Raw genomic sequence first — 25,289 nt, 5'->3', positions numbered from 1 at the left:
CGGCGAGCGAACCGTCAATGGGCTGTGGGACCTGATCGGCAAGCTCGTCGATATCTTCCAGCCTGCCGAATGTGCCAATTACTTCAAATCTTGCGGATATGAGCCGGAATGAATGGAAACCGCTCTAGGTCGCCCATCAGCTTCACCCGGGCGTTCAAGCGCGTATTCAGCGTGCCGCCTTCTGAGTTCGACCTCGCCGCATGGTGGCACAAGCGCAATGATCGCGGCGACGCGTTCAAGGTTTCCTCATACTTTCTGCGGCCTGCTCCACCCCTCGATCCAGAGTTTAAGGTTGATGTGGTGGAACGGCCGGCGGTGCGGCTAGCCGTATCACGAGCTTGGGGCGGATACCTTCATCCCGAGCGCTTGGTTGGGGCTTACAATCGGCTACGCAATTGGGCAGACAAGGCGGGCATAGAAGCCCACGGGGGCAAAATCTCGGGCGCATCGCGCGACGATCCTGACCTCACGCCGTTGTCCAGGTGCCGCTACGATTTCCTGATCGAGTTGCCAGATGGGCTCGTGCCGCCGACCCATTTCTCTATCGCCGAACGCAAGGCGGGCCTTTGGGCCATTGCACCCGTCGCGGGCGGGCTGGATGTCGTTGATCGCGCATGGTCAATGCTGTTCAAAAGCTGGTTGCCAGCCTCTGGTCTCGACCTGAGGGACGAGCCGGCCGAGGAAGTCTATCTCAAATTGCCAGAGGACATCGGCTGGACGGAATTCGACCTGCTTTGCTGCGTCCCCGTCGCGCATCCACAAAACTGAAAGGACCGCCATGCGCTTCAATCCAATCACAACCTATGCCGGCATGTTTGCCGGCATTGGTGCAGCGCTCTGGACGATGTTCGAATATGCGATGGGCTGGCATAACGAACATCTCGAAACAGGGGCCATGACGGGTTTTGTCGCCATCATGTTCCCGACCGCCGCGATCCTTTGGGCATTGCGCGCGACCAAGCGTTCGAACGGCGACCGCTTGACCCTGAAGCAGGCACTGATGTGCGGCGTTGCGGTTTCCGCAATTAGTGCTGCGATCGGCGTCATATTCTTCTATGTCTATTACACTTCGATCAATCCTGCGTTTCTCGACGCGATGCGAGCCAGAGGGCAGGAAGTCGATATGACAACTCAGCTGACGGCGGTGGTCATGGGATCCTTCATGTTCGGAATCCTCCTATCCGCCGTTGCGGGCTTGTTTATGAGAACGCGCGGAGAGGCGGCAAAATGAGTGATGAATTCCAAGCGATCTTTGCGCAGTTGCGTATCCTCATGATTGAAGCCGCCCCAGGAATGGTGGTTACGGACGACACGCCTACCAACTTTACACTCAAGACCCCCTGGATCGAGGCGCGGACCAAGGAGCCTGCCTGGTTTGGCTGGATCGCGATCAAAAAGTCGTATGTCGCCTATCACGTAATGCCGCTCTACACACTATCCGACCTTAACGGCGCCGTTCCAACCAGCTTGGAAAAACGGCGGCAAGGCAAGACCTGCTTCAACTTCAAAAAGGCCGACCCGATGCTGTTCGACGACCTTCGTCGACTCACGGAAGCTGCCGCAAGCATGGAGCCGCAACTTAGGGCCGCTATCGGTGAATAGCATTGTGCCGCGCCGTTCGGGTCTCCTGCTATTGAAGGGCTTTCCATGAAATTTCATGTGGTAATTCTTGCGGCTTTGCTCGTCTCGACTCCATCGTACGCTACAGTCCGCGTAGAAGCGCCACCGGCTATCTGGGGCTTTGAGCCTGTCATTCGGGTCACCGGGCTTGCGCCCCGCGAGAATGTTCGCGTTCACATGTTTCGTGGGTTTGTCCGCTGGGACACAGACGATCCGACCAAACGGTCAGGGTGGAGGCCTGTGCCGATAACATTGCATGCCTGGGCGGATGTCCGCGCTGACCGGCGCGGCACCATCGATCTCGCACGAGCATCATCGAGTGCCGGTACCTATCGAGGGCGCGACGCCTACGGACTTTGGTGGTCCGGGCGCAAGCCAGGCGATGCCTTGTTAGCGGGAGTAACGGTAAACGGCTTTGACCCAAATTCGATCAGCGATAGCCAATCACGTATTTTCGTAACGCGGAACGGCGACTCCCTCGCGTCGGCGAGCGCGGTAGGCCGGGCGCCCGAGGGATTGCGAACAGTGCTGGTTGCCGATGGTGCGATCAATGGAGCTTTTGCGGCGCCGGCTGATGGTCGTCGCCACCCAGCCGTCATCCTTCTGCACGGAAGTGAAGGCGGTGACCGCGATGCAGCGCAGGCAATCGCTCAACGCTTCGCAGGCCAAGGCTTTGCCGCTTTTGCGCTCAATTATTTCGCTTGGGATTTAAAAGGCCTGTCGGGAATCCCAAACTCCCACGTTAACCAGCCGATAGAATTGTTGGATCAGGTTCGCGCTTGGCTAGCTCGACAGCCGGAGGCGGATACCCAGCGGATTGGAGTCTATGGACATTCCAAAGGAGCCGAATACGCGGCTGTTGCAGCCACCTATTTGCCTTGGATCGACGCCGTAGCTGCCTGTGTTCCCAGCGACTCCGTTTGGGAAGGATATGGCATTGGAGACCCACGCAATCGGCCAAACGCAAATCAGGTGATGCCGGCTCAGCTGTCGTCGTGGAGTTGGCAGGGCCGCCCACTGCCATATATCGCACTGCCTGCGAGTGACGATCGATCGCGCTATTTCAATAACACCGCTTATTATGAAGCGCGTCGCGATGCGGATCCAGCAGCTGCAGCTGCAGCACGCATTCCAGTTGAGCGTGCGAATGCTCGGTTTCTGTGGATCGGGGGCGGTCGCGACGAAACCTGGGCGTCTGGAGCGATGGCGCAGCGGAACGATCGTCAACTCAGACAGGCGGGCAAAGCGCGGAACTCGGAATTGCTCGTCTATCCGCGAGCGAGCCACGCAATTTGTGGCGATGGTACCTACCCGACGCATCTCTGGAACGACCAATCGACTGATCCGCGAAGGCCGGACCTCGACGAAGACGGCCGTGCGACAGCAGACGCATGGCGTAGGATTGTGCGATTTTTCCGTCGCACACTTTGATGGTTTGCGGCGTCAGCAAGTAATGTTTCGTCCGGCGGCCCGGAAGGTGCGAAGTGCGTCGTTGGCTGTTTGCGTGGTTCCATCACCAACTCTTCCACCCAAATGGCGTCCGAAAAATTCCTCAGTCGCGCGCGTTATGGCGAGCGACGTTTCCTCATTGGCAAAGCTATGCCCTTCATTGTTCGCCAGCAGATAATCGACATCGACGCCGCGCGAACGAAGCGAGCAAACGATCCGGTCCGACTGGTCCTGACGAACACGCGGGTCATTGGCTCCCTGAAAGATTAGCAGGGGTGCCCGCATGTTGCCGACATGCGTCAGAGGTGAGCGCGCGCGCATCCGTTCCACATCGTCAGGTTGGTCGGGTCGACCGACGAAGCGATACCAGGATCTGGGCAAAAATGGCTGCCAACTGGGCGGAAAAGCCTGCACCAAGGTCGCGAGATCAGCAGGACCTGCATAAGCAACGGCGCATCGGTAGTTAAATCCGCCCGCGCGCGAAATTCCGGTCAGCGCGGCAAACCCCCCATAAGAACCGCCCATAATGCACACTCGGTCGGCGTCTGCCCAGCCTTGCCGAACGGCATAGCGCACAGCATCGTCGACATCGTCGGACATCCTGCCGCCAAACTCTCCTATACCGCCTTCGAACAGCTGCTTGCCGAGGCCAGTCGAGCCACGGAAATTCACTTGGATGACGGTATAGCCGCGATTGGCGTAAAACTGGGTTTCGCGCTCAAAGCTGCCAGCATCGCGGGTCCACGGTCCGCCATGAACCGCGACGATCGCTGGACCTGCGACCCTCTGGCCAAGCGGACGGGTGACATAGCCAAGGAGTTGCATGCCGTCGCGTGCGCGTATCCGGAACGGCTCAGACGGCGCAAAACGATAGCTCGCAAGCTCGGGACGGGTCTCTGCAAAGACTGAGGCAACGCCGCTTCGAACAATCAGAAAGCGGCCGGGGCGATTGCTTGCATCGCTATAGAATATGGTCGTGGCACCATCTGCGGATTGCGACTCGAAACTGAGGCTGCCCGCGCCAACGAGCGGGCGGACGGCCCGAACGTCGCGTCCGAAACTACGACGTAGCGGATCGAGTTCACCTGCGAGGCGAGTGCAGACAACGGCCAGCGGGCCGTTCTGATCCTGCAGAACACCGTCGACATCGTATCGACCACAGCTTCCGTTTCGCAGCGGGCGCTGGCTTCCGTCGGCGAGCGAAATCAGCATCGCCCGTTCGAAATTGGACTGACGATTGGACTTTACGATAATCGACCGCCAGTCGGCATGCATCGCCAGCGCTTTGAAGCGTTCATTCGCAGGTGCGGTGTACAGGCGGCGCAAGCTGCTTGTTCCGTCAGCCCGGCCCCAAAGCTCAAGCGACCCGTCGGCCACAATCCGACCGGCGGCACGGATGCGGCCCTGCGCGTCAGCAAAAAACTCGGTGTATTGCGCATCGTTCCTGAAGACTTCAGTGACCTGTCCGTCCGTGAGATCAACCGAGAATACATCTGAAAACTGTGGATCGCGGCGATTGATGGCGACCAGGATCGGCCCTGCATATCCTCTCGGCGTCGACACCAATTCTACGACAACGCCCGCAAACGGGGTCACATCGGCAGCCTCACCCGGGTTGGCGCGATCCAATCGAAACAGATGATACCCTTCATCTCCACCGCTGTCTTGAAGGAAGAACAGCCAACGTCCATCGGCCGACCACCGGACATTGTCGATGGACCTTGCCGGGTTGCGGTAGAGGAGCCGGCGAGTGCCACCAAGCTCGCCTTCGTAGATTGACGACCGACCGTCGTTCATTTCAATCGTCGCAACCCTCGCACCATCGGGAGATACCGCGACCGCCGAGATGGACGGCCCCCTGGCAAGAGTATCGAAAGGGATGAGTGGCTCAGCCGGTAACGACGTGGCGGCAAGAACCAAGCTCAGGATCATATTATTTGCTTTCCAGCCATAAAACCATAGCATGTCATAGACCAAGCGAGAGCATCCAGTCTTGAACAAATCGGCAATCAACCCACGAAATGAACGAAGGTTACCGCAGCACTCGCTTCGTCCCTGGGTGATCAACTCTATTGGTCGAAGCTCGCAAAATGAACCGGCCACGTACCGCATTTTTCCAAACATGAACTGCGAGATATTTTTCAATTTCGGCGATCATGAAGTGAATACATCAGTCGGAAGCGATATCCGCCCGCTCCGAAGAGCTACCGTTTTTGGTCCAAAGACTGCCTGCTACCAACACCGGGTTGGCGCGGTAACGGACTGGTTTTTAGTTCAGCTAACTCCTTTGGGTGCGCGCACCTTGCTGGACTGTCCGGTCGCTGCTCTGGTGAATTCTGACGCAGACCTCGGCGCCGTGCTCGCTGACAGCGATGGCCTCGTCGATGCTATCGAGGAAGCTGGCGACTTTCACAGCCGCCTGGTGATTTTTGAGCAATGGGCCAAAACCAGATTAGCCCGATCTCCGTCACGAGTCAGGGTTTCAGCCCTGTCCGCGTTGCACGGCACCATGCGCGCCTTGCCTTTTGGCGAGATTGGGCAGTTTGCTGAAAGAATCGATGTGGGTCAGCGGCAATTTCGTACGATCATGCGTGACGAGATCGGCCTGGCACCCAAAGAGCTGTTGAACCTGCTGAGGATCGAGCAAGGCTGGATTTCGCTCTACGGCACAGGATCAATTAGCGAAGCGAGCAACCTGTTTGCCGATCATGCGCATTTCAGTCGCGAGTTCCGGCGGTTCACGGGCATTTCGCCTCGTGAATACAAGCGTTTGAAGCTCTCGGGCGACTTGATCGTCAACGGCTTTGATGAAGCCGTTGCGGCGCAACTCTTGCTTAGTGCCTAAGCAGGACGAGGAACGATCGCATTGCCCCGCTCAGTCTCAATAACGCGCTTAGCAGCTTCGAGTCTCTTTACGACATCATCGCTTGTTGTCTGCCAGTTGACTACACTGATGCGCATCACCCTCAACCCGGTCCAGCGCGAGCCGCTGAAGAACGCTGTCCCCTCGCGATTGAGGGCGTCTATGATCTTGTCATTCCATCCATCTTGCTCGTTTACATTGGCGCAGGGGTCGGGATGAATGAATCGCACAAGCGCCTGATTCAGTGTGGGCGCTGCTACGAGCTCGACACCAGGGATTGAAGCAAATCCGTTAGCCAGCTCTTCGGCGAAGCGGCAGCAGCGCTCGACAAGGTCGGCAATCCCATCTCGCCCTAGTTCACGGATCGCTGCATAAATTGCGAAACCTCGCGCCCTCCGGGTCCAATCGGGCGTCCAATCGATCTGGTCGCGAACCCCGCCTAGTGACGAAAGATAGGCCGCGCTCACGCTCATCGCTGCGCGATGGGCCGAGCTGTCCCGGATAATGGCGATTCCGTTGTCCTTCGGCGTGTTCAACCATTTGTGAGCGTCCGTCGCCCATGAGTCGGCGAGTTCGACACCTGCGAGCCTAGGTGCATGCTTGCTCGCCCGCGCCCATAGACCGAATGCACCATCGATATGAACCCAGGCCCCATGGGCCTTTGCGATTGGTATAAGTTCGTCGAACGGGTCGATCGCTCCGACATTGAGGTCTGCCGCGTCAAGCACCACAAGGGTAGGCTCGCCTTTAACCAAACTCGCCTCGAGAGTATCGGGCCTGACCCGCGCATCTGCGCCCGTCGCGAGTGCAACGATGCTATTCTTTCCCAGACCTAAAAAGCGAACAGCGCGCTCGATCGAACCGTGACAATGCTCGCTCGCGATCACACGGATCGATGGAGCGCCTTGCAGTCCGTCTGCCTCGACATCCCACCCAACATCACGCAAAATCGAATGGCGCGCTGCTGCAAGGCAAGTCACATGGGCCATCTGGCAGCCTGTAGTGAACGCGAAGGACGCGTTCATTGGGAGGCCTAGAAGTTGTTTGACCCAACTTCCGGCAACTTCCTCAACAACTGCTGCGGCAGGCCCGCAAGCATAAAGGGCCGCGTTATTGTCCCACGTCGAGGTGAGCCAATCAGCTGCCAGAGCTGACGGCAACGCTCCTCCGATCACCCATGCAAAGAAGCGTCCACCAGCCGAACCTAGATGGCCACCGCGCGTTTGCTCGACGAGATCGTCAATGACGCGGGCTGGATCGGTGCCGGTCTCTGGCAAGGCGAGCGCCAAGCGTTGGCGCAGATCATCAGCAGTGGTTGTCGCTCCGACTGGGTGAGTTGATAGGCCATCGAGATAAGATGCCGCATGTTCTGCGGCGCGAAAGAGGGTAGATTTGGGCTTCATGCACCTCAGCTAGCAAAGCGTTGAACAATTCACGTCCCGAAACTTGCGCTTAAAGCAAGCGCCCTGAAGAATATCGATTAGCGCGGCACGAAGCCCATGATTGCGAGCATGTTGCCGTCGGCATCCTCAAATTGTTGAAGCCTGAGCGATCCGGATCCTGTCGTCTGCACCGTTTCGACTGCACCAACCAGGGTCGCACGCGTGCCTTGCAGGCGGACAAGGGCGGCCGCAAAATCTTCAACATGAAAGTAAAGAATGCCACCAGGCCGTTCCGGGCGCTTCCGCGCCTCATCTCTTGCGATCATCAGCCGCGTTCCGCCGACATCGAAGAACAGCATATTGTTCGCTTCGAACATCAGGCGCAGCCCCAGACGGTCGCGGTAGAATGTTCGTGCGGCATCTATGTCGGTAACCGTCAGCGCAACCTGCTCGAAGCGGGCTTCACTCAGCACTGGCGCGGCTGAGCTCTGGGCTGTCGCTGTCGTCGGGAGCACTGCAAGAAACAGGGGAATGGCAAGCAGGCCTTTCATACACTTTCTCCATCTTTCTTGGAAATGACGCTCATCAAGCCCAAATGACCTCCGTCCGGGTCATTCAAAAATGCCATCCACTCTTCTGTCCCGTCATCATGGACGTGGATGCGGTGCGGCGCGCTCTTTATGGTCACGCCCTTGGCGCGCAGCTTCTCAACCTCAGCCTCGATATCCCCGACACGAAAATACAGAATTGAGTTGTTCGCCGGGTCGCCAACCGAAAGATAAAGTCTCACTCCACCGCAATCGAAAAACGCCGCGCTTTCGAAGCGCATTACCTCCGACAGCCCGACCACGTCGCGTAGCCAATCCGCCATCGCTGGCAGATTGTGGGTCGTGCGTGACACTTGTCCCAAAGACCAATCAGCCGATCCATCTGGAAGCTTTGCTGTGGCAAGAGCGCTGTCGGCGCGGACACCGGACCATTGCTGCAGCTCTTGACGCGAACTCAGGCCGAGCTTGCCCAATGCGCTGCTGACATGAAACTTGACGGCATCAAGCGTGAGTTCACACCGGGCGGCGATGGCCGGATTGGTCAGCCCATGCCGGACACCTTCGACGACCCTCCATTCGGCTGGAGTGAGAATGTCTGGATGCGGAGGGCGACCACGTTTCGTCATTCGAATTTATTAGCGGAAGCAATTGCGAATTACTCTACCCGATGGGTGAAGCGAGAGCGCCACCCAAGAGAGCGGCGATGCGATCATTCCAAAGATCGAGGGCTTGGCGCTTCTCGACCTTCCAATCATGCCGCTGATAAATGCCAGCGACGCCGGCGCGCGAGCCGCCCACGTGGTTCAGCACGGCCTCGGTGACTTCGAAGCGGACTCCAAGGCGCTGAAAACCTGTTGCGAGCGTCCTGCGAAGATCATGCAGTCTGCGTCTATCACCAGTCCGGCGTCGATCTGCTGGCCGACGTGATCGACAACAAGAACATCCTGTTCGGTAGCGAGATGGGTGGTGCGGTGAGCGGGATCGTTCCTCCCACCGGGTTCTATTTCGACGATACCAAACGCTACATCGACACGCTCGATATCGGCGAGGTCGAACGACACGTCATCCTGGAAGGCAATGCCCGCCGGGTGTTTCCCCCGACTCGATGCCCAGCTACGCATGAAAAGCCGATAGTGGAATTCACGCGACCGTGTAGCCACGATCCAACTGAGCGAACTGGCTTACGGTCGCAAACGTTCAACGCACGCAGCAAACGCTTGGCCGTGCTTACAGCGTGCTGACACATCAACATGCTACTGCACATGTAAGCAGGCCAACGCCGCGCAACGCGGATCTACACGATTGATATCTTTAAAGAAAACTGGAGCGGGCGAAGGGATTCGAACCCTCGACCCCAACCTTGGCAAGGTTGTGCTCTACCCCTGAGCTACGCCCGCTCGTGCGTTTCGGACCGGAGGAAAAATCCCCTTCCGGCCGGGGTGAGGCGCGCCGTTAGCATCGACTCGGGAGGGCCGCAACACCAAAAATGCACTTTCTCGCCGCGCGCCCGCCGATGGCCTGTGGAAAGGGGACAAACCCCTTGCCGAACGGCGCCGCATTCCCACATGGTGGTCGGACGTATCGCATTGTTCGCGCGCATCGGAGATCGACATTGGCAAGCCTTGGCCTGAACCTGGAAGAACAGAAGGCGGTGGACCGGTTCCGCAAGGACGTGGTCGAACCGTCGATGAACAAGCTGGTCATCCTCGATTTCTGGGCGGAATGGTGCGGCCCGTGCAAGCAGCTGACGCCGGTGCTGGAAAAGGTCGCCGCCGAATACGCGGACAAGGGCGTGGTGCTCGCCAAGGTCAACGTGGACGAGGAACAGTTCATCGCCGCGCAGTTCCAGGTGCGCTCGATCCCCACCGTCTATGCGATGTTCCAGGGCCAGCCCGTGGCCGACCTGACCGGCGCGCGCACCGAATCGCAGCTCAAGCAGTACCTCGACCAGATTCTCGCCAAGGTGCCGGTGCAGGCCGGTGACGAGCCGGCGCAGGACATCACCCCGCTGCTCGACATGGGCGAAGAGGTGCTGGCCGGCGGTGACGGCGATCGCGCGGCGGACATCTTCGCCCAGATCATCGAGATCGCGCCCGACAGCGCGCCCGCGCACGCGGGGCTGATCCGCGCGCTGCTGCTGGCCGGCCGCAAGGAGGAAGCCGCCGAGGTGCTGGCCGCGCTCGATCCCGGGCTGGCGGACGATCCGGCGCTGGCGCAGGCCCGCTCGGCGCTGGCGCTGGCGGAGGACGCGCCCGAGGCCGGCGAACTGGCCGGGCTGCGCGCCGCGGCGGAGGCCGATCCGGCGGACATGGCCGCGCAGCTCGCCTATGCCAACGCGCTCTATGCCGGTGGCGATCGCGATAGCGCCGCGGCCACGCTGCTGCGCATGATCGCCGCCGATCGTGAGTGGAACGAAGGCGCGGCGCGTGCCCGCCTGCTCCAGATCTTCGAGGCGATCGGGCTGGAAGACCCGTGGGTCGCGGCGACGCGGCGCAAGCTTTCGACCGTGCTGTTCGGCTGACCATGGGCGGAACGATCGACACCACGCGGCTTTCGATCTTCCCGCTCCCCGGCGCGACGCTGTTTCCGGGGCTGCAGCTGCCGTTGCACATCTTCGAGCCGCGCTATCGCGCGCTGGTCTCCGATGCGCTGGCGCGCGACCGGCGCATCGCGATGATCCAGCCGCAGGCCCCGGCCGAAGGCGCGCCGCTGTTCTCGGTGGGCTGCGTCGGCAAGATCGGCGAGGTCGAGGCGCTGGAGGACGGCCGCTACAACATCGTGCTGCAGGGCCTTTCCCGCTTCCGCGTGTTGCGCGAACTGGATGTGACCACGCCGTTCCGGCAGGTCGAGGCCGAACTGATCGAGGACGATCCCGATGCGGTGCTGAGCGCGGTGGAGCGCGCCTCGTTCGAACGCGAGGCCCGCATCTTCGCCGATGCGCAGGGCTATGCGGTGGACTGGGAATCGGTGACGCGGCTGGACGACATGGCGCTGATCAACGGCGTGTCGCAGATCGTGCCGTTCGATATCGCTGCCAAGCAGGCGCTGCTGGAAGCGCCCGATCTCGCCACGCGCTGCGAACTGCTGGTGCAGTTGCTGCAATTCTTTGGCCGGCGCGACAGCGACGACAACCAGGTGACGCTGCAGTAAAGGCTCTCAGAACTGCGCCTTGATCCCGTCGATCACGTATTGCGCGGCCAGCGCCGCGAGCAGCACGCCCAGCAGCCGCGTGACCACCGCTTCGGCCTGCTGGCCCACCAACCGCATCAGCGGGCCGGCGGCCAGCAGCGCGGCGAGGATCAGCACCATCACGCAGGCCAGCGCGCCCAGCACGACCATGGTCTGTTCGTTGCCTTGCGCGCGGCTGGTCAGCAGCATGACCGTGGCGATCGAGCCCGGCCCGGCGATCATCGGCATGGCCATGGGGAAGACGGAGACGTCGTCCACCTCGGTATGGCGGACCTTTTCCGCGCGCTGTTCGCGCCGTTCGGTGCGCTTTTCGAACACCATGTCGAGCGCGATCACGAACAGCATGATGCCGCCGGCGATGCGGAAGCTGGCCAGCTCGATGTGCAGGCCCGACAGCAGCTTTTCCCCGAACAGCGCGAAGACCAGCAGGATGCCGGTGGCGATCAGCGTGGCCCGGATCGCCATGTTGCGCGCCTGTGCGGGGCTGGCCCCGGCGGTAAGCCCGGCATAGATCGGCGCGCAGCCGGGCGGATCGATCACCACGAACAGCGTGACGAAGGCGGAGACGAACAGTTCCCACATCGCGCGCTTATCCTTGTCCCGGAGCGGTGGCGGGTGTCGTGGTGGGTGTCGTGGCAGGGGCCGCGGGAGCGGCTGCGGTTTCGTGCAGCACCTGGGCCATGTTGCCGTCCTTCCACATCCACACCGTGAATTCGCGCGCGCCATCGGGCAGCACGGTGCTGCGCCAGGCCAGCGTGCCATCGTCGGACTGGCCGTCCTTGCTGTCCGATCCGGCGGGCGCGGCCAGCGCTGGCAGCGGCCCGGCGAGCGGGCGCTGGGCGGGCAGGTCCTTCGTCGCGGGCCGGTCGGCCGCACCAGGTGGCAGTGGCCCCCCTGGCGCCACGAAATGCGTCCGGCGCGCGGGGCAATCGGCGACCTTGCCCTCGATCCAGTCGGGCGCGGCGAGCGGCCGGGCCAGCGACTCGCCCTGATCGAGCACCCACTTCAACGCGCCCTTCTTCTTCTGCCGCTGCCAGACCGTGCTGAACCAGCCGGCGTCCGTGCCGCCGGTCCAGCCGCCATAGGTCACGCCGAAGCTGCCGTCGCAACTGGCGTAGGCGCGGTGCGTTTCCCACTGCACCGCCTGCGCCGGGTCCTTGCGACCCTTGAGCCAGTCCTTCGCCACCACGCGCCGGGGCGTGAACATTTCCGCATCGTCGGCGGCGGTATCGCGAAACGCGGTCCACTGGCCCTTTTCGCGCGCCAGCCGGGCAAAGGCGATTTCGGCGGCGATCAGCGCGCTGGGGTTCCCCGCCGGCGTCAGCCCGCCGCCCGGCATGCCACCGCGCCCCGGGCGCTGGGCAAGCGCCGGCGTGGACAGCAGCGAGAACGACAGGGCAAGGGCCAGGGCGGCACGAACGGGACGCGACATGCCCTTGAACCTAAAGCAAAGCCGCGCCCGGTCAAACCCGTGGTGGAGAAATCAGATCGCGCCGTCCGCCAGCGGAATGCCGGCGTTGCGATAGGCGGCGACCAGCGCGTTGCGCAGCAGCACCGCGATCGTCATCGGGCCGACGCCGCCCGGAACCGGGGTGATGGCGCCGGCCACGGCGGCCGCGCCGGCATAGTCCACGTCGCCCACCAGCCGGGTCTTGCCCTCGGCCCCGGCCACGCGGTTGATGCCCACGTCGATCACGGTCGCGCCGGGCTTGATCCATTCGCCCTTGACCATTTCCGGGCGGCCGACGGCGGCGACGACAATGTCCGCCCGCTTCACCACGTCCGGCAGGTTGTGCGTGCGGCTGTGCGCGACGGTGACGGTGCAGCTTTCGGCGATCAGCAGTTGCGCCATCGGCTTGCCGACGATGTTCGAACGGCCGATGACCACGGCGTCCAGCCCGGAAAGATCGCCGAGCCGGTCCTTGAGCAGCATCAGGCAGCCCAGCGGGGTGCAGGGCACGAAGCCCGGCTGCCCCACCGCGAGGCGCCCGGCGTTGGTGACGTGGAAGCCGTCCACGTCCTTGTCCGGGTTGATCGTGGCGATCACCTTCTGCTCGTCGATATGGCCGGGCAGGGGAAGCTGGACGAGAATGCCGTCGACGGCGGGATCGGCGTTGAGCCGTTCCACCACCGCCAGCAAGTCCGCCTCGGCGGTATCGGCGGGCAGTTTGTGCTCGAAGCTCGCCATGCCGGCCTCGAGCGTCGATTTGCCCTTGGAGCGGACATAGACCTGGCTCGCCGGGTCTTCGCCCACCAGCACCACGGCAAGGCCCGCCTTGCGGCCGGCCTTCGCCTCGAACGCGGCGGCCAGCTTGCCCACTTCGCCGCGCAGGTTCGCGGCAAAGGCCTTTCCGTCGATCACGGCAGCAGTCATCTCTGCAATTCCTTCAAGCCATTCCGTCTGGTGGCGGGAGGTCAATATCCCGATGCGGCAAGGCCGCTCAGAAGGATCATCAGCAGGTTGAGGCCGATGATCAGCGCCATCGGCGACAGGTCGATCGATCCGGTTTCGGGCATGATCCGGCGGATGGGGTTGAGCAGCGGATCGAGAATAGCGTTCAGCGCCCGCCAGATCGCGGCAACGCCATTGTTGTGCATGTTGACGACGTTGAACGAAATCAGCAGGCCCAGCACGAACTGTACGATCACCACCACGGTGATGATCTGCACGAGGTAGCTGATCATGGCGACGAGCGTGTACAGGAACATGGGCGCTTTCTTCTTCCGACGGTCGATACGGCTGTTAGCCGAGAGACGGGCGGAAAGGCAACCGGAGCCTGTGGCGGATCCCTACGGAGTCAGCGTGGTGCTCTCGATATGCCAGCGCAGTTGCTCCTCGGTCGCGCCCGGCACGTCGTTCACGCGGCGCAGCACGACATCGCCTTTCAGCACTCGCGTGCCGTCGGTCACGGTGACAGGGGCGGTGTAGTAGAGAGAGCCTGCCGCGCCTTCGCTTTCGCCCTGGCCCACGGCCACGCGCGGATCCAGCAGGCTGCTCCACTTCGCGGCGAAGGCGCGTTCGTCCAAGCCGCTGCGGGCACCCTTGTCGCCCCAATAGGCGCGGACGGTCACCCAGTCGCGCATTTCCACGGCCTTGCCCCAGGCCGTCAGCACCTCGGCGGGATCACGCGAGGCCGATGGCACGCCACGTTCGGTGATCTCGGCGGTGGGTGTCGGCGAGGGGGCCGGCACCGCTTCCGATGCCAGCTCGGCGATGGCATCGCTGTCCGTGTCGCTCAGTTCGGGCGCGGGCGGCGTGCCACCACAGGCGGCCAGCAGCAGGGCGAGCGAGGGGACTATGCGAGAGCGCACCATGGAAAAGGGACGCACGACCGCCGGTTCCGTTCCCGGCTTTCGCCCGGTCACGCCCGGATCAGCGTGCCGGCGCCGCGCGAGGTGAAGATTTCCAGCAGCATCGCGTGCGGCACGCGCCCGTCGAGCACGACCACCGCCTCGCACCCGGCCTCGACCGCGTGGACGCAGGTTTCCAGCTTGGGGATCATGCCGCCGCTGATCGTGCCGTCCTGCGCCAGTTCCGCGATGTCGGCGGGCGTCAGGTCGGTCAGCAGGTTCTTCTGCTTGTCCAGCACGCCGGGCACGTCGGTCAGCAGGAACAGGCGCGATGCGCCCAGCGCCGCGGCGATGCAGCCGGCCATGGTGTCGGCGTTGATGTTGTAGGTCGCGCCGTCCTCGCCCACGCCGATCGGCGCGATCACCGGGATCATGCCGGCCGCGCAGATGGTGTCGATCACCGTGGTGTCGATCCGGTCCGGCTCGCCCACGAAGCCCAGGTCGACCACCAGCGGCTCACCGTCGTCCTCGATCGCCTTGGGCGCCTTGGACTGGACCTTGCGGGCCACGACCATGCCGCCATCCTTGCCCGAAATGCCGATGGCCTTGCCGCCCGCGCGGGCGATCCAGCCGACCAGTTCCTTGTTGATCGCGCCGGCCAGGACCATTTCGGCCACTTCGGCGGTCTGCTTGTCGGTGACGCGCAGGCCGTTGACGAACTGCGATTCGATGCCCAGCGCCTTCAGCATCCGGCCGATCTGCGGCCCGCCTCCGTGGACCACCACGGGATTGATGCCCACCGCCTTCAGCAGCACGATGTCCTCGGCGAAATCGTGGGCCAGTTCGGGATCGCCCATGGCGTGCCCGCCGTACTTCACCACGAAGGTCTTGCCGGCATAGCGCTGGAGATAGGGCAGCGCCTCGGTCAGCGTTTCCGCCTTGGCGAGCATCGCAGCGCGATAGGAATCGGAGATTTCGTGGTTCGTGGCCATAATGGCCGCGCCCTTACGCCCCTTGGCGCGAAATTAAAGCGTTTTCGTGCGCGCGGGTCAGCGTGGCGCGTCCAGCCAGCGCCCCAGCCGCACGAACAGCCAGATGCCCGGCGGCACCATGATCGTCGACAGCACCAGCTTGGAGATGATCTGCCCTTCCATGATCGCGCCGATCGGCAGGTCCTGCCCGTAGAACGAGATCGTGATGAACAGCACCGTATCGACGATCTGCGACAGCATGCTGGCGATCCACGCGCGCAGCATCAGCAGCCGCCCCTGACCGCCGGCAATGCGCGAGAACAGATAGACGTTGAGCGTCTGCGAGGTGCCGTAGGAAATCAGCCCGGCGAACTGCATCCGCGCGCCTTGCCCCAGCAGGCGGGCGAAGGCCTCCTGATCCGACCAGAACGGCGCGGGCGGCACCACATGGATGACCAGCGAAAGCAGCACCATCGACACGATCAACGGCACGAAACCGAAGCGCACCAGCCGGTTCGCCATGTCCTGCCCGAACAGCTCGGCCACGGCGCTGGCCAGGATCACCAGCAGCAGGAACGCGAAGATCCCGGATTCGACCGCCAGATCGCCCAGCAGCGGCCAGTGGCCCAGCGAGGCGAGCTTGGTGCCCAGCACGCCCGCCAGCACGGCCAGCCCGCCATAGAGCAGCGCGAACGCGAACAGGGAGCGGGGGATCGAAGAGGGGATCGGGGGATGTGGCGCCGGTGCGGCCCGGTGCGGGGCGGTTTCTTGCATGGACGGGCGATAGCGGGATTTTGACCGGCCGCCAAATCCCGTTTAGGAGCGGGAGAAACCAGTTCGTCTTTCCCTCCTTCATCGTCCGGAGCCGATAGCCCCCGATGCGCGTTGTCTTGAGCCTCGTCGGGATGGGGATCATCCTGCTGGTCGCCTTCCTGCTTTCCACCAACCGCCGCGCGATCCGCCCGCGCGTGGTGGGCGCAGCCTTCGCCCTGCAGGCCGGTTTCGCCGCGCTGGTGCTCTACCTGCCGTGGGGCAACGCCGCGCTGCAGGCCGCCGCGCACGGCGTGGAGCGCCTGCTCGGCTTCGCCAAGGCGGGCGTGACGTTCCTGTTCGGCCCGCTCGCCAAGCCCGAGATCGGCGGCACCAGCTTCGCCATTTCGGCGCTGCCGGTGATCATCTTCTTCGCCGCGCTGATCTCGATCCTCTACTACCTTGGCGTGATGCAGCTGGTGATCCGCTGGATCGGTGGCGGGCTGGAAAAGATCACGGGCATCAGCAAGGTCGAATCGCTCTGCGCCGCGTCCAACATCTTCGTCGGGCAAAGCGAGGCGCCGCTGGTGATCCGCCCCTATCTCGCCGCGCTCAATCCGTCGCAACTGTTCTGCGTGATGACCGTGGGCATGGCCGGCGTGGCGGGCACGATCCTGGCCGCCTATGCCAGCATGGGTATCCGCATCGACTATCTGGTCGCCGCCGCCTTCATGTCGGCGCCCGGCGGCATCCTCATGGCCAAGACGATGATGCCCGACGAGCCGCCGACGCCGGCTGACGTCGCGGCCGATCCGCTGCCCAACCCGCACGATCCGCCCACGCTGGTGCCGCCCGCCGGCATGGCCGCGGCCGCGCTGAACCGCGATGACGTGACCAGCCAGCCCGGCGTCGCCGCCAGCGGCGAACCGGTGGCGGAAGAACACGAGGAACGCCCCGCCAACCTCATCATGGCGGCCAGCCAGGGCGCGCAGACCGGGGTCAAGCTGGCCGTGGCGGTGGGCGCGATGGTGCTGGCCTTCGTTGCGCTGGTGGCGCTCGCCAACGGCATCCTCGGCTGGCTGGGCGGGCTGGCTGGCTATCCCGACCTCTCGTTCCAGCAGATCCTCGGCACGATCTTCGCGCCGATGTTCTACCTGCTTGGCTCTCCCACCTGGGCGGAAGCGATGCAGGCGGGCGGCCTGTTCGGCACCAAGATCGTGCTCAACGAATTCGTCGCCTTCATCGAACTGGGGCAGGACACCGGCTTGTCCAAGGTCAGCGTCGCGCTGGTCACGTTCGCGCTGTGCGGCTTCGCCAATTTCAGCTCGATCGCGATCCAGATGGCGGTGACCGGCGGCCTTGCCCCCAACCAGCGCCCGATGATCGCCAAACTCGGCATCCGCGCGCTGCTGGCCGGCGCGCTGAGCAACCTGATGAGCGCAGCGCTGGCGGGATTGTTCCTGTCGTTGTGAGGTTTCGCGCGGGGGCCTGGGATGCCCCCGGTGGCTTGAGATGAGGCCCGAGATGCCAGCGTGCGCTGGCATGACGCTTTCGATCTCATTCGCGTCGTCCCGGCGAAGGCCGGGACCTCGGGCGGCTACAGAAGCACCGCGAAGAGATCGTCCCACGCCGGGTTGGCTGTCTCGATCAGGTCGATCTTCCAGTCCCGCTTCCACGCCTTGAGCGCCTTTTCGCGCCGGATCGCTTCCTCGATCGTTGCGTGTTCCTCGGCCAGCACGAGGCGCTGGAGGTTGTAGCGGCGGCAGAAGGATGACCCGCGCCCCTCGCGATGCTGGACGACACGGGCCGCCAGATCGGCGGTGACGCCGATGTAGAGCACCCCGCGCGGCTTGTTCGTCATGATGTAGGTCCAGCCGCCCTTGCGCATGAGGGGAGGGTACACATGGTGGCCCGAGATGCCAGCGTGCGCTGGCATGACGTTTCTATTTTTATCCTCGTCGTCCCAGCGAAAGCTGGGACCTCGGGCGGCTACCCGCCCTGCAGTTCGTGCAGCAGGTCCACCGCCTTGGCCAACTCCCCATCAAGGTAGCCGAGCAGCTTGTGCCAGTCGTGTGCGCCGGCCAGTTCGCCGGGGCCGTCGCTGACGCCGCGCAGGCCGATCAGCGGCACGCCGAAGGTGCGCGCGGCGCGGGCGACGGCGTAGGTTTCCATGTCGACCATGTCGGCCGAGACGCGGTCCCAGTGGTCGCCGCTGACCACGTCGCCCCCGCTAGACAGCGTGGCGACAGGCAGGTCCAGCGGGGTTTCCAATGGAAGCTCTTTCGGCTCGTCGAGATAGGGCACCACGCCGGGCTCGATGCCGAGCGGCGAGGCATCCATGTCGCGCCACGAGACGCTGGCGATCTGGTGGACCGAGCCCAGCGCGCAGCGGCGCGATCCGGCCGAGCCGAGGCAAACGATCAGGTCCGGCAACTGCCCCGCCGCTTCCAGCCGGGCCAGCGCCACGCCGGTGTGCAGCGCGGCCTCGACCGGGCCGATGCCGGTGATCAGCGGCGTGAACCGGGCGCGCAAGTGCGGGCCGTATTCCGGTTCCGCCGCCATCACGAACAGCACGCGCCGGGAGCCGACCGTGGTAAGCTCAACCATTCGCCTGTGCCTTCAGTTCGTAGAGCAGGTCCAGCGCCTCGCGCGGGGACAGCGCGTCGATGTCCAGCCCGTTGAGCCGGGCGCGCAAGGCATCGACCTTTTCCTCCACCGCCTCGATCGCGGCGGCGAACAGCGGCAGGTCGCCCAGCCCGGCGGCGAGGCCCCCGGTGGAGGCGCGGCCTTTCTCCAGCTTGTCGAGCACCGCCTTGGCGCGCTTGACCACCGGCGCGGGCACGCCGGCCAGCCGGGCGACGGCGAGGCCATAGCTCTTGTCTGCCGGCCCTTCGGCCAGTTCGTGCAGCAGCACCAAGTCGCCTTTCCATTCGCGCGCGCGGACATGGTGGAGCGACAGTGCATCGCAGCTTTCGGCCAGCCGCGCGAGTTCGTGGTAATGAGTGGCGAACAGGCAGCGGCAGCGGTTCACTTCATGCACCGCCTCCACCACCGCCCAGGCGAGTGCCAGGCCGTCGTAGGTGGAAGTGCCACGCCCCACTTCGTCGAGGATGACGAAGCTGCGCTCGCTGGCCTGCGCGAGAATGGCGGCGGTCTCGACCATCTCGACCATGAAGGTCGATCGCCCGCGCGCAAGGTTGTCCGACGCGCCGACGCGGCTGAACAGCCGGTCGACCATGCCGATCGTCGCGGCCTCGGCGGGCACGAACCCGCCCGCCTGCGCCAGCAGCACGATCAGCGCGTTCTGGCGCAGGAAGGTGGACTTGCCGCCCATGTTGGGGCCGCCGACCAGCCACAGCCGGTCCTCGGGCGCGAGCCGGCAGTCGTTGGCGACGAAGCGTTCGCCCCTGGCCGCGAGCGCCGCCTCCACCACCGGATGCCGCCCGCCGGCGATGTCCAGCACCGGCTCCGCCACGACATGCGGCAGCGTCCAGCCGCCTTCGGCCGCGCGTTCGGCCTGCCCGCACGCGACGTCGATCCGGGCCAGCGCGGCGGCGGTGGCGGCGATACCTTTGCGCGCGCGGAAGGCGGCGGCGACCAGCTCCTCGAAATGCGCTTCCTCGGCCACCAGCGCGTGCCCGCCCGCCTCGGCGATGCGGCTTGCCTCCTCGTGCAGTGCCAGTGCGTTGAAACGCACCGCGCCGGCCATCGTCTGGCGGTGGGTGAAGCCGCTGTCGGGCAGCATCAGCTTGTCGGCGTGGCGCGCGGGGACTTCGATGAAATAGCCGAGCACGCCGTTGTGGCGGATCTTCAGCGCGGAAACGCCGGTCTCGTCGCGGTATTTTGCTTCCAGGGCGGCGATGGCGCGGCGCGAATTGCCTGCGGCCCGGCGCAGTTCGTCGAGCGCGGCGTCATAGCCTTCGGCGATGAACCCGCCCTGCGCGCGTTCGGTCGGCGGCGCGGGCACCAGCGCGCGGACATAGAGATCGATCAGCGCGCCGTGCCCGCCCAGCGCCGGCAGCAGCGCCTCGGCCAGCGCCGGCCTCTGCGCGCGCGCGCCCAGCACCTCGCGCAGCCGCCAGGCTTCGGACAGGCCATCGCGCAGCTGCCCCAGATCGCGCGGGCTGCCCCGCCCGGCGACGACGCGGCCCAGCGCGCGGCCGATATCGGGCGCGGCCTTCAGGATCGCGCGCAAGTCCCCGCGCAGCAGCGGATCGTCGTGCAGCCAGCTTACCAGTTCCAGCCGCGCGCGGATTGCCGGCGCGGCGGTCAGCGGCGCGGACAGGTCCTCGGCCAGCAGGCGCGCGCCCGCGCCGGTCACGCAGCGGTCGATCGCCTCGAACAGGCTGCCCTTGCGCGTGCCGCCGGTGGAAACGAGGATTTCCAGGCTGGCGCGCGTCGCCTCGTCCATCGCCATGTGCCCGCCCGCCGTGCGCGCCACGGGGGGCAGCAGCAGCGGCAGGCGGCCGCGCCCGACGTGGTCGAGGTAATCGACCAGCCCGTTTGCCGCCGCCAGCATCGGCCGGGTGAACGCACCGAAGCCCTCGAGCGTGGACACGCCGTGCAGATCCTTGAGCCGTGCCTCGCCGGCGTTGCTGTCAAAGCCGCGCCCCGGCCGCCGCACCGCGTCGAACGGGGCATCGGCCCAGTCCTCGCTGGCGACGATCTCGCTCGCGCCCAGCCGGGCCAGCGCCGCGCCCATCGCTGCCGGCTCGCATTCCTCCAGCTCCATGCGGCCGGTGGAAATGTCGCAGGCGGCAATGCCGATCAGCCCGCGCACCTCGCACACCGCCGCCAGCACGTTGGCGCGGCGCGGTTCCAGCAGCGCTTCCTCGGTCAGCGTGCCAGCGGTGACGAAGCGGACGATATCGCGCGCGACCAGCGCCTTCGATCCGCCGCGCTTCTTCGCTTCCTCGGGCGTTTCCACCTGCTCGGCGATGGCGACGCGGCAACCCGCCTTGATCAGCCGGGCCAGGTACGATTCGGCCGAATGCACGGGCACCCCGCACATCGGGATCGGCGCGCCGCCGTGCTCGCCCCGGCTGGTCAGCGCGATGTCCAGCACTTGCGCGGCGATTTTCGCGTCGTCGAAAAAAAGCTCGAAGAAATCGCCCATCCGGTAGAACAGCAGGCAGTCTCCCGCCTGCTGTTTAAGCGCTAGATATTGCGCCATCATCGGAGTTGGGGCATTTGGCGTCACGGCGCGAGTGGCTAGACGAAGCGCGGGGTTTTCACAAACCATCGAAGCCGGATATCGACAGGGGCTCATGCAAAGCCAGCAAAGAGGCCGTCCCAAGGCCTGGTCGTTCGATTGGCATGCCGCGGCGCTCCCGTGGCTCTCCGCGCCGGGCATCGTGCTCACGGTCCTGTTGGTGTGCCTGCCGTTCGCGCTGGTGGAAGTGCCGCCGCTGATCGACGTGCCGGGCCACATGGGCGCAGCCGCGATCGAGGCCGCCGGCCCCGGCAATCCGCTGGAACGCTACTTCACCTGGAAATGGGTGTTCACGCTGAATATCGGCGGCGGTGTGCTGATGAAGTTGCTGGGCGCGCAGTTCGGCATTCTGGCCGCCGGGTGGTGGAGCACGGTGCTGGCGACCGGCCTGTTCGCCGGCGGCGGCCTTGCCACGGCGCGCGTGCTCAATCCGCGCGGTGGTCATGCCACCGCCTGGGCGCTGATGTTCGTGTTCAGCTTTCCGCTGCTGACAGGTTTCCTCAACTACATCCTTGCCACCGGTCTTTCGCTGTCGGCTTTCGCCGCCTCGGTCTGGCTCGAAAACCAGCCGAAGAAGCGCGCCGCGATGCTGATCGTGGCGCAGCCGGTCGCCATGCTGTGCCATGCCATCGGCGGCGTGCTGCTGGCGCTGCTGGTCGGCGGCGCGGCGCTGGGGCGCGAGATCGACCGGCTCCCCGCCGGAAGCTGGCGGCCTTCGCGCTGGCGCCCGCTGGCGCGCGAGCTGGACTGGAAGGCGATCGCCAAGCGCCTGTTCGTCACCTGCTGGCCGCTGCTGACCACGGTGCTGGTGGTGGTACTGTGGAAGACGTTCTCGCCCGAACCGGTCGCCAGCATGAACCGCTGGCGCTGGGACCAGAAGGCGTGGTCGTTCGTGCTGACGCTGCGCGACCAGTCGCTGGTGCTCGACGCGGCGACGACGATCGCCTGCTTCGGGCTGATCCTGTGCGGCTGGTTGGCCGGCGCGCGGTGGAGCTGGCGGCAGGGCTTGCCCGGCCTCCTGGTGCTGCTGCTGTTCGTGGCCATTCCCAGCGATATCAACGGCAGCGCCTTCGTGGATATCCGCCTGCTGCCGGTGGCGGCGATGCTGCTGCTGGCGTTGCAGGACTGGAGCCGGGCGAAGCCTTCCTATGCCCGCGCCGTGGCCTATATCGGCATGGCGCTGCTGGGCGTGCGCCTGGTGGTCACCGGCGCCAGCTTCGCGGACTACGCGCAGGACTACAAGCGCCAGCTTGCCGCGCTGCATCACGTGCAGCCCGGCAGCCGCGTGCTGGCTTTCGTCGAACATACCTGCATCGAGGAAAGCTGGCGCAGCACGCGGCGCGATCACCTGGCTAGTCTTGCCAGCCTCTACCGGCAGGCGTGGGTCAACGACAACTGGGCGGTGCCGGGGCTGCACATGGTGGTGCCCCGCTTCCGTCCCGGCCGCAACTTCACCGCCGATCCGTCCGAATTCGTGTGGTCGCCCAATTGCCAGAGCGGCCGCCTGCGCAGCGTGGATTCCGCGCTCAAGTACGCGCCGATCGAGCGGGTGGACTATGTCTGGCTGATCGATACCGGCCTGCCGCGCCGCCCCGATCCGCGCCTCCAGCTGGTATGGCAGGATGGGCGCAGTCTGCTTTTTGCCGTCAGACCCTTGGGTTTTCCGAACTGGAAGCCTAGGGACTTCTGACACCGCCCGGCCGGCCCTGTCCGGTCCACCCAGCGTGGGAGCATTTGCATGTCAGAGGAAAGCAACGTCCGTTTCACCGAACGCGAGGCGTTGTTCTACCACAACACGATCAGGCCCGGCAAAATCGAGATCATCGCCAGCAAGCCCATGGCGACGCAGCGCGATCTGAGCCTTGCCTATTCGCCTGGCGTGGCCGTTCCCGTGCGCGCCATCGCGGACGATCCCGCGACGGCCTATGACTATACCGCCAAGGGCAATCTCGTTGCGGTGATCTCCAACGGCACCGCCATCCTGGGCCTCGGCAATCTGGGCGCGCTCGCCTCGAAGCCGGTGATGGAAGGCAAGGCGGTGCTGTTCAAGCGCTTCGCCGACGTCGATTCGATCGACATCGAAGTCGCCACCGAAGACCCGGAAGCCTTCATCAACGCGGTGGCGCTGCTCGAACCCAGCTTCGGCGGCATCAACCTCGAAGACATCAAGGCGCCCGAATGCTTCATCATCGAACAGGCGCTGCGCGAACGCCTGAAGATTCCGGTGATGCACGATGACCAGCACGGCACCGCGATCATCACCGCCGCCGGCCTCGTCAATGCCTGCCACCTGACCGGGCGCGATCTCAAGGACGTGAAAGTCGTGGTCAACGGCGCGGGCGCGGCGGCGATCGCCTGCACCGCGCTGATCAAGGCGATGGGCGTGCGCCACGACAACGTCATCATGTGCGACCGTTCGGGCACGATCTGGCGCGGCCGGTCCGATGGCATGGACCAGTGGAAAAGCGCGCACGCCGTCGATACCCCGGCGCGCACGCTGGAAGAGGCGCTGGTGGGCGCGGACATCTTCCTGGGCCTGTCCGCCGCCGGCGCGCTCAAGCCGGAATACGTCAAGGCCATGGCCCCGCAGCCGATCATTTTCGCGATGGCCAACCCCGATCCGGAAATCACTCCGCCCGAAGCCAAGGCGGCCCGGCCGGACTGCATCATCGCCACGGGCCGTTCGGACTATCCGAACCAGGTCAACAACGTGCTGGGCTTCCCCTTCATCTTCCGCGGCGCGCTGGACGTTCGGGCGACCGCGATCAACGAGGAGATGAAGATCGCCGCCGCGGAAGCGATCGCGGAGCTGGCCCGCCGGCCGGTGCCGGAGGAAGTCGCCGCCGCCTATGGCGGGCAGTCGATGCAGTTCGGGCATGACTACATCATCCCCGCGCCGTTCGATCCGCGCCTGATGGAAGTGGTCTCCTCCGCGGTGGCGAAGGCGGCGATGGATTCGGGCGTGGCGATGAAGCCGATCGAGGACTTCGACGTCTATCGCCACGATCTGAAGGCACGGCTCAACCCGACGACCTCGGTACTGACCAACGTTTACGCGCAGGTGAAGCGCAACCCAAAGCGGGTGGTCTTCGCCGAGGCGGAGAACGAGGTGGTGCTGCGCGCCGCCGTGCAGTTCCGCGATTTCGGGTATGGCGAACCGGTGCTGGTGGGCCGCGACCAGGTGGTGCGCGAAAAGCTCGTCGAACTCGGCATCGGCAATCCGGACAGCTACGAGATCCACAATTCGGCGATCAGCCCGCACGTGCCGGCGATGGTGGAGATGCTCTACGAACGGCTGCAGCGGCGGGGCTTCCTGGAGCGCGACGTGCGCCGCATGGTCAACCAGGACCGCAACGTCTTCGCCTCGGCGCTGGTCAAGCTTGGCCATGCCGATGCGCTGATCACCGGCATGACGCGCACCTTCTCGCAGACCCTGAAGGAAGTGCGGCAGGTGCTCGATCCCGCGCCGGGCAAGGTGCCCTTCGGCATTCACCTGATGGTGGCCAAGAACTACACCGTGTTCCTGGCCGATACGACCGTCAACGAGCGGCCGAGCGCGGAAGACCTGGCCCATATCGCCGTCGAAACGGCGGACGTCGCCCGCCGCATGGGCCACGAACCGCGCGTGGCGTTCCTGTCGTTCTCCACGTTCGGCAACCCGATGGGGCGCTGGGTGGAGCCGATCCGTGGCGCGGTTTCGATCCTGGACGAGGCGAACCCCGGCTTCGAATACGAAGGCGAAGTGGCGCCCGACGCCGCGCTCAACCCCAAGGTCATGGCGAACTACCCGTTCAGCCGCCTGTCGGGGCCGGCCAACGTGCTCATCATGCCGGGGCTGCAATCGGCCAACATCTCGGCCAAGCTGCTGCGCGAACTGGCGGGTAACGCGGTGATCGGGCCGATGCTGCTGGGCATGGAAAAGCCGGTGCAGATCGCGCCGATGACCGCGATCGCGCCAGACATCCTCACGCTGGCCGTGCTCGCGGCGGCGGGCGTGGCGCAATAGCGCCGGGG

The 25,289-nt window shown here is 64.7% G+C and carries 25 protein-coding genes, 1 tRNA gene and 3 pseudogenes; 14 read left to right on the top strand and 15 right to left on the bottom strand.

The genetic code is table 11. The features are described from left to right. The 6 genes and pseudogenes from EH199_RS17400 to EH199_RS24735 form a co-directional block, all read left to right on the top strand. Positions 1-112: pseudogene (locus EH199_RS17400) on the top strand (IS630 family transposase); the annotation flags it as partial. Beyond that, positions 109-768 carry a GyrI-like domain-containing protein gene (locus EH199_RS17395; RefSeq protein ID WP_124810483.1) on the top strand — a complete coding sequence of 220 codons (660 nt, stop codon included), beginning with the start codon at positions 109-111 and terminating at the stop codon, positions 766-768. The pseudogene EH199_RS17400 and the gene EH199_RS17395, both read left to right, overlap by 4 nt. Before the next feature lie 10 nt (positions 769-778). Then, a complete protein-coding gene (locus EH199_RS17390; protein WP_124810482.1) occupies positions 779-1,231 on the top strand; it encodes a DUF4199 domain-containing protein in 453 nt (150 codons plus the stop codon). Further along, positions 1,228-1,602, top strand: a complete 375-nt coding sequence (locus EH199_RS17385; protein WP_124810481.1) for a hypothetical protein — start codon at positions 1,228-1,230, stop codon at positions 1,600-1,602. The genes EH199_RS17390 and EH199_RS17385 overlap by 4 nt, the downstream gene beginning before the upstream one ends. A gap of 45 nt (positions 1,603-1,647) precedes the next feature. Beyond that, a pseudogene (locus EH199_RS25095) lies at positions 1,648-1,977 on the top strand (acyl-CoA thioesterase/BAAT N-terminal domain-containing protein); the annotation flags it as partial. Between the two features lie 168 nt (positions 1,978-2,145). Beyond that, a complete protein-coding gene (locus EH199_RS24735) occupies positions 2,146-3,051 on the top strand; it encodes an acyl-CoA thioester hydrolase/BAAT C-terminal domain-containing protein (protein ID WP_223806740.1) in 906 nt (301 codons plus the stop codon). Between the two features lie 12 nt (positions 3,052-3,063). Here the strand turns inward: EH199_RS24735 and EH199_RS17375 are convergent, their stop codons facing one another. After that, complete coding sequence (locus EH199_RS17375; protein ID WP_190287322.1) at positions 3,064-5,046, bottom strand: S9 family peptidase; 1,983 nt, start codon at positions 5,044-5,046, stop codon at positions 3,064-3,066. Positions 5,047-5,062: 16 nt separating this feature from the next. On the opposite strand from EH199_RS17375, the gene EH199_RS17370 reads away from it, so the two are divergent. Next, positions 5,063-5,914, top strand: coding sequence for an AraC family transcriptional regulator (locus EH199_RS17370; protein ID WP_190287321.1), 852 nt, complete (start codon positions 5,063-5,065; stop codon positions 5,912-5,914). Here EH199_RS17370 and EH199_RS17365 read toward each other — a convergent pair. The 3 genes from EH199_RS17365 to EH199_RS17355 form a co-directional block, all read right to left on the bottom strand. Next, on the bottom strand, positions 5,911-7,335 hold the full coding sequence (locus tag EH199_RS17365) for a pyridoxal-dependent decarboxylase (protein ID WP_124810477.1): 1,425 nt from the start codon (positions 7,333-7,335) through the stop codon (positions 5,911-5,913). The genes EH199_RS17370 and EH199_RS17365 overlap by 4 nt on opposite strands. A 77-nt stretch (positions 7,336-7,412) precedes the next feature. Next, on the bottom strand, positions 7,413-7,865 hold the full coding sequence (locus EH199_RS17360; protein WP_124810476.1) for a VOC family protein: 453 nt from the start codon (positions 7,863-7,865) through the stop codon (positions 7,413-7,415). Further along, a complete protein-coding gene (locus tag EH199_RS17355; protein WP_124810475.1) occupies positions 7,862-8,488 on the bottom strand; it encodes a LuxR C-terminal-related transcriptional regulator in 627 nt (208 codons plus the stop codon). Before EH199_RS17355 ends, EH199_RS17360 begins: the two co-directional genes overlap by 4 nt. Before the next feature lie 103 nt (positions 8,489-8,591). Here EH199_RS17355 and EH199_RS25090 point away from each other — a divergent pair, with 103 nt between their 5' ends. After that, positions 8,592-8,789, top strand: coding sequence for a hypothetical protein (locus tag EH199_RS25090; RefSeq protein ID WP_190287324.1), 198 nt, complete (start codon positions 8,592-8,594; stop codon positions 8,787-8,789). Continuing rightward, positions 8,747-8,996 (top strand): annotated as a pseudogene (locus EH199_RS17345) (amidohydrolase family protein); the annotation flags it as partial. The gene EH199_RS25090 and the pseudogene EH199_RS17345, both read left to right, overlap by 43 nt. 188 nt (positions 8,997-9,184) lie before the next feature. On the opposite strand, the gene EH199_RS17340 reads toward EH199_RS17345, so the two are convergent. Next, a tRNA-Gly gene (locus EH199_RS17340) sits at positions 9,185-9,259 on the bottom strand. Between the two features lie 215 nt (positions 9,260-9,474). On the opposite strand from EH199_RS17340, the gene trxA reads away from it, so the two are divergent. Further along, positions 9,475-10,383 (top strand): thioredoxin, encoded by a 909-nt coding sequence (gene trxA, locus EH199_RS17335; protein WP_124810474.1) that lies wholly within the window; start codon positions 9,475-9,477, stop codon positions 10,381-10,383. Positions 10,384-10,385: 2 nt separating this feature from the next. Next, a complete protein-coding gene (locus EH199_RS17330) occupies positions 10,386-11,012 on the top strand; it encodes an LON peptidase substrate-binding domain-containing protein (RefSeq protein WP_124810489.1) in 627 nt (208 codons plus the stop codon). Between the two features lie 6 nt (positions 11,013-11,018). On the opposite strand, the gene EH199_RS17325 is transcribed toward EH199_RS17330, so the two are convergent. The 7 genes from EH199_RS17325 to EH199_RS17295 form a co-directional block, all read right to left on the bottom strand. Beyond that, positions 11,019-11,633 carry a MarC family protein gene (locus EH199_RS17325; RefSeq protein ID WP_124810473.1) on the bottom strand — a complete coding sequence of 205 codons (615 nt, stop codon included), beginning with the start codon at positions 11,631-11,633 and terminating at the stop codon, positions 11,019-11,021. Positions 11,634-11,640: 7 nt separating this feature from the next. Beyond that, positions 11,641-12,483, bottom strand: a complete 843-nt coding sequence (locus EH199_RS17320; RefSeq protein ID WP_190287320.1) for a hypothetical protein — start codon at positions 12,481-12,483, stop codon at positions 11,641-11,643. A gap of 51 nt (positions 12,484-12,534) precedes the next feature. Then, complete coding sequence (folD, locus tag EH199_RS17315; protein WP_124810472.1) at positions 12,535-13,425, bottom strand: bifunctional methylenetetrahydrofolate dehydrogenase/methenyltetrahydrofolate cyclohydrolase FolD; 891 nt, start codon at positions 13,423-13,425, stop codon at positions 12,535-12,537. Between the two features lie 41 nt (positions 13,426-13,466). Continuing rightward, on the bottom strand, positions 13,467-13,760 hold the full coding sequence (locus EH199_RS17310) for a YggT family protein (RefSeq protein WP_124810471.1): 294 nt from the start codon (positions 13,758-13,760) through the stop codon (positions 13,467-13,469). Positions 13,761-13,841: 81 nt separating this feature from the next. After that, positions 13,842-14,381, bottom strand: coding sequence for a hypothetical protein (locus EH199_RS17305; RefSeq protein ID WP_124810470.1), 540 nt, complete (start codon positions 14,379-14,381; stop codon positions 13,842-13,844). Positions 14,382-14,413: 32 nt separating this feature from the next. Continuing rightward, the gene (gene argB / locus EH199_RS17300) at positions 14,414-15,334 is read right to left on the bottom strand and encodes an acetylglutamate kinase (RefSeq protein WP_124810469.1); all 921 of its coding nucleotides are present in this window, start codon (positions 15,332-15,334) and stop codon (positions 14,414-14,416) included. Between the two features lie 57 nt (positions 15,335-15,391). Beyond that, a complete protein-coding gene (locus EH199_RS17295) occupies positions 15,392-16,087 on the bottom strand; it encodes a queuosine precursor transporter (protein WP_124810468.1) in 696 nt (231 codons plus the stop codon). Positions 16,088-16,191: 104 nt separating this feature from the next. Here EH199_RS17295 and EH199_RS17290 point away from each other — a divergent pair, with 104 nt between their 5' ends. After that, positions 16,192-17,535, top strand: coding sequence for a NupC/NupG family nucleoside CNT transporter (locus EH199_RS17290; RefSeq protein ID WP_124810467.1), 1,344 nt, complete (start codon positions 16,192-16,194; stop codon positions 17,533-17,535). A gap of 125 nt (positions 17,536-17,660) precedes the next feature. Here EH199_RS17290 and EH199_RS17285 read toward each other — a convergent pair whose 3' ends face one another. The 3 genes from EH199_RS17285 to mutS form a co-directional block, all read right to left on the bottom strand. Next, the gene (locus tag EH199_RS17285) at positions 17,661-17,951 is read right to left on the bottom strand and encodes a GIY-YIG nuclease family protein (RefSeq protein ID WP_124810488.1); all 291 of its coding nucleotides are present in this window, start codon (positions 17,949-17,951) and stop codon (positions 17,661-17,663) included. Between the two features lie 101 nt (positions 17,952-18,052). Continuing rightward, positions 18,053-18,670 (bottom strand): 5'-methylthioadenosine/S-adenosylhomocysteine nucleosidase, encoded by a 618-nt coding sequence (locus EH199_RS17280; RefSeq protein ID WP_124810466.1) that lies wholly within the window; start codon positions 18,668-18,670, stop codon positions 18,053-18,055. Continuing rightward, positions 18,663-21,239 (bottom strand): DNA mismatch repair protein MutS, encoded by a 2,577-nt coding sequence (gene mutS, locus EH199_RS17275; protein ID WP_124810465.1) that lies wholly within the window; start codon positions 21,237-21,239, stop codon positions 18,663-18,665. Before mutS ends, EH199_RS17280 begins: the two co-directional genes overlap by 8 nt. A gap of 91 nt (positions 21,240-21,330) precedes the next feature. Between mutS and EH199_RS17270 the strand changes: the two genes are divergently transcribed. Together EH199_RS17270 and EH199_RS17265 are read left to right on the top strand one after the other, a co-directional pair. Further along, positions 21,331-22,965: a hypothetical protein gene (locus EH199_RS17270; RefSeq protein WP_124810464.1), complete on the top strand. Its 1,635-nt coding sequence runs from the start codon at positions 21,331-21,333 to the stop codon at positions 22,963-22,965. A gap of 48 nt (positions 22,966-23,013) precedes the next feature. After that, positions 23,014-25,281 carry an NADP-dependent malic enzyme gene (locus tag EH199_RS17265; protein ID WP_124810463.1) on the top strand — a complete coding sequence of 756 codons (2,268 nt, stop codon included), beginning with the start codon at positions 23,014-23,016 and terminating at the stop codon, positions 25,279-25,281. Positions 25,282-25,289: the final 8 nt, after the last annotated feature.

It is taken from the genome of Novosphingobium sp. LASN5T (assembly GCF_003856955.1).
Classification (GTDB): domain Bacteria; phylum Pseudomonadota; class Alphaproteobacteria; order Sphingomonadales; family Sphingomonadaceae; genus Novosphingobium.
The sequence above is the reverse complement of the archived record's forward strand: the minus strand, read 5'-3'. Positions and strand labels throughout refer to the sequence as shown.

What these genes read in the sequence shown, in the direction of transcription:
- EH199_RS17395 (WP_124810483.1), top strand. Translation starts at nt 109, where the DNA reads ATGAATGGAAACCGCTCTAGGTCGCCCATCAGCTTCACCCGGGCGTTC.
- EH199_RS17390 (WP_124810482.1), top strand. Translation starts at nt 779, where the DNA reads ATGCGCTTCAATCCAATCACAACCTATGCCGGCATGTTTGCCGGCATT.
- EH199_RS17385 (WP_124810481.1), top strand. Translation starts at nt 1,228, where the DNA reads ATGAGTGATGAATTCCAAGCGATCTTTGCGCAGTTGCGTATCCTCATG.
- EH199_RS17365 (WP_124810477.1), bottom strand. Translation starts at nt 7,335, where the DNA reads ATGAAGCCCAAATCTACCCTCTTTCGCGCCGCAGAACATGCGGCATCT.
- EH199_RS17360 (WP_124810476.1), bottom strand. Translation starts at nt 7,865, where the DNA reads ATGAAAGGCCTGCTTGCCATTCCCCTGTTTCTTGCAGTGCTCCCGACG.
- EH199_RS17355 (WP_124810475.1), bottom strand. Translation starts at nt 8,488, where the DNA reads ATGACGAAACGTGGTCGCCCTCCGCATCCAGACATTCTCACTCCAGCC.
- EH199_RS17330 (WP_124810489.1), top strand. Translation starts at nt 10,386, where the DNA reads ATGGGCGGAACGATCGACACCACGCGGCTTTCGATCTTCCCGCTCCCC.
- EH199_RS17325 (WP_124810473.1), bottom strand. Translation starts at nt 11,633, where the DNA reads ATGTGGGAACTGTTCGTCTCCGCCTTCGTCACGCTGTTCGTGGTGATC.
- EH199_RS17320 (WP_190287320.1), bottom strand. Translation starts at nt 12,483, where the DNA reads ATGTCGCGTCCCGTTCGTGCCGCCCTGGCCCTTGCCCTGTCGTTCTCG.
- folD (WP_124810472.1), bottom strand. Translation starts at nt 13,425, where the DNA reads ATGACTGCTGCCGTGATCGACGGAAAGGCCTTTGCCGCGAACCTGCGC.
- EH199_RS17310 (WP_124810471.1), bottom strand. Translation starts at nt 13,760, where the DNA reads ATGTTCCTGTACACGCTCGTCGCCATGATCAGCTACCTCGTGCAGATC.
- argB (WP_124810469.1), bottom strand. Translation starts at nt 15,334, where the DNA reads ATGGCCACGAACCACGAAATCTCCGATTCCTATCGCGCTGCGATGCTC.
- EH199_RS17295 (WP_124810468.1), bottom strand. Translation starts at nt 16,087, where the DNA reads ATGCAAGAAACCGCCCCGCACCGGGCCGCACCGGCGCCACATCCCCCG.
- EH199_RS17290 (WP_124810467.1), top strand. Translation starts at nt 16,192, where the DNA reads ATGCGCGTTGTCTTGAGCCTCGTCGGGATGGGGATCATCCTGCTGGTC.
- EH199_RS17285 (WP_124810488.1), bottom strand. Translation starts at nt 17,951, where the DNA reads ATGCGCAAGGGCGGCTGGACCTACATCATGACGAACAAGCCGCGCGGG.
- EH199_RS17280 (WP_124810466.1), bottom strand. Translation starts at nt 18,670, where the DNA reads ATGGTTGAGCTTACCACGGTCGGCTCCCGGCGCGTGCTGTTCGTGATG.
- mutS (WP_124810465.1), bottom strand. Translation starts at nt 21,239, where the DNA reads ATGATGGCGCAATATCTAGCGCTTAAACAGCAGGCGGGAGACTGCCTG.
- EH199_RS17270 (WP_124810464.1), top strand. Translation starts at nt 21,331, where the DNA reads ATGCAAAGCCAGCAAAGAGGCCGTCCCAAGGCCTGGTCGTTCGATTGG.
- EH199_RS17265 (WP_124810463.1), top strand. Translation starts at nt 23,014, where the DNA reads ATGTCAGAGGAAAGCAACGTCCGTTTCACCGAACGCGAGGCGTTGTTC.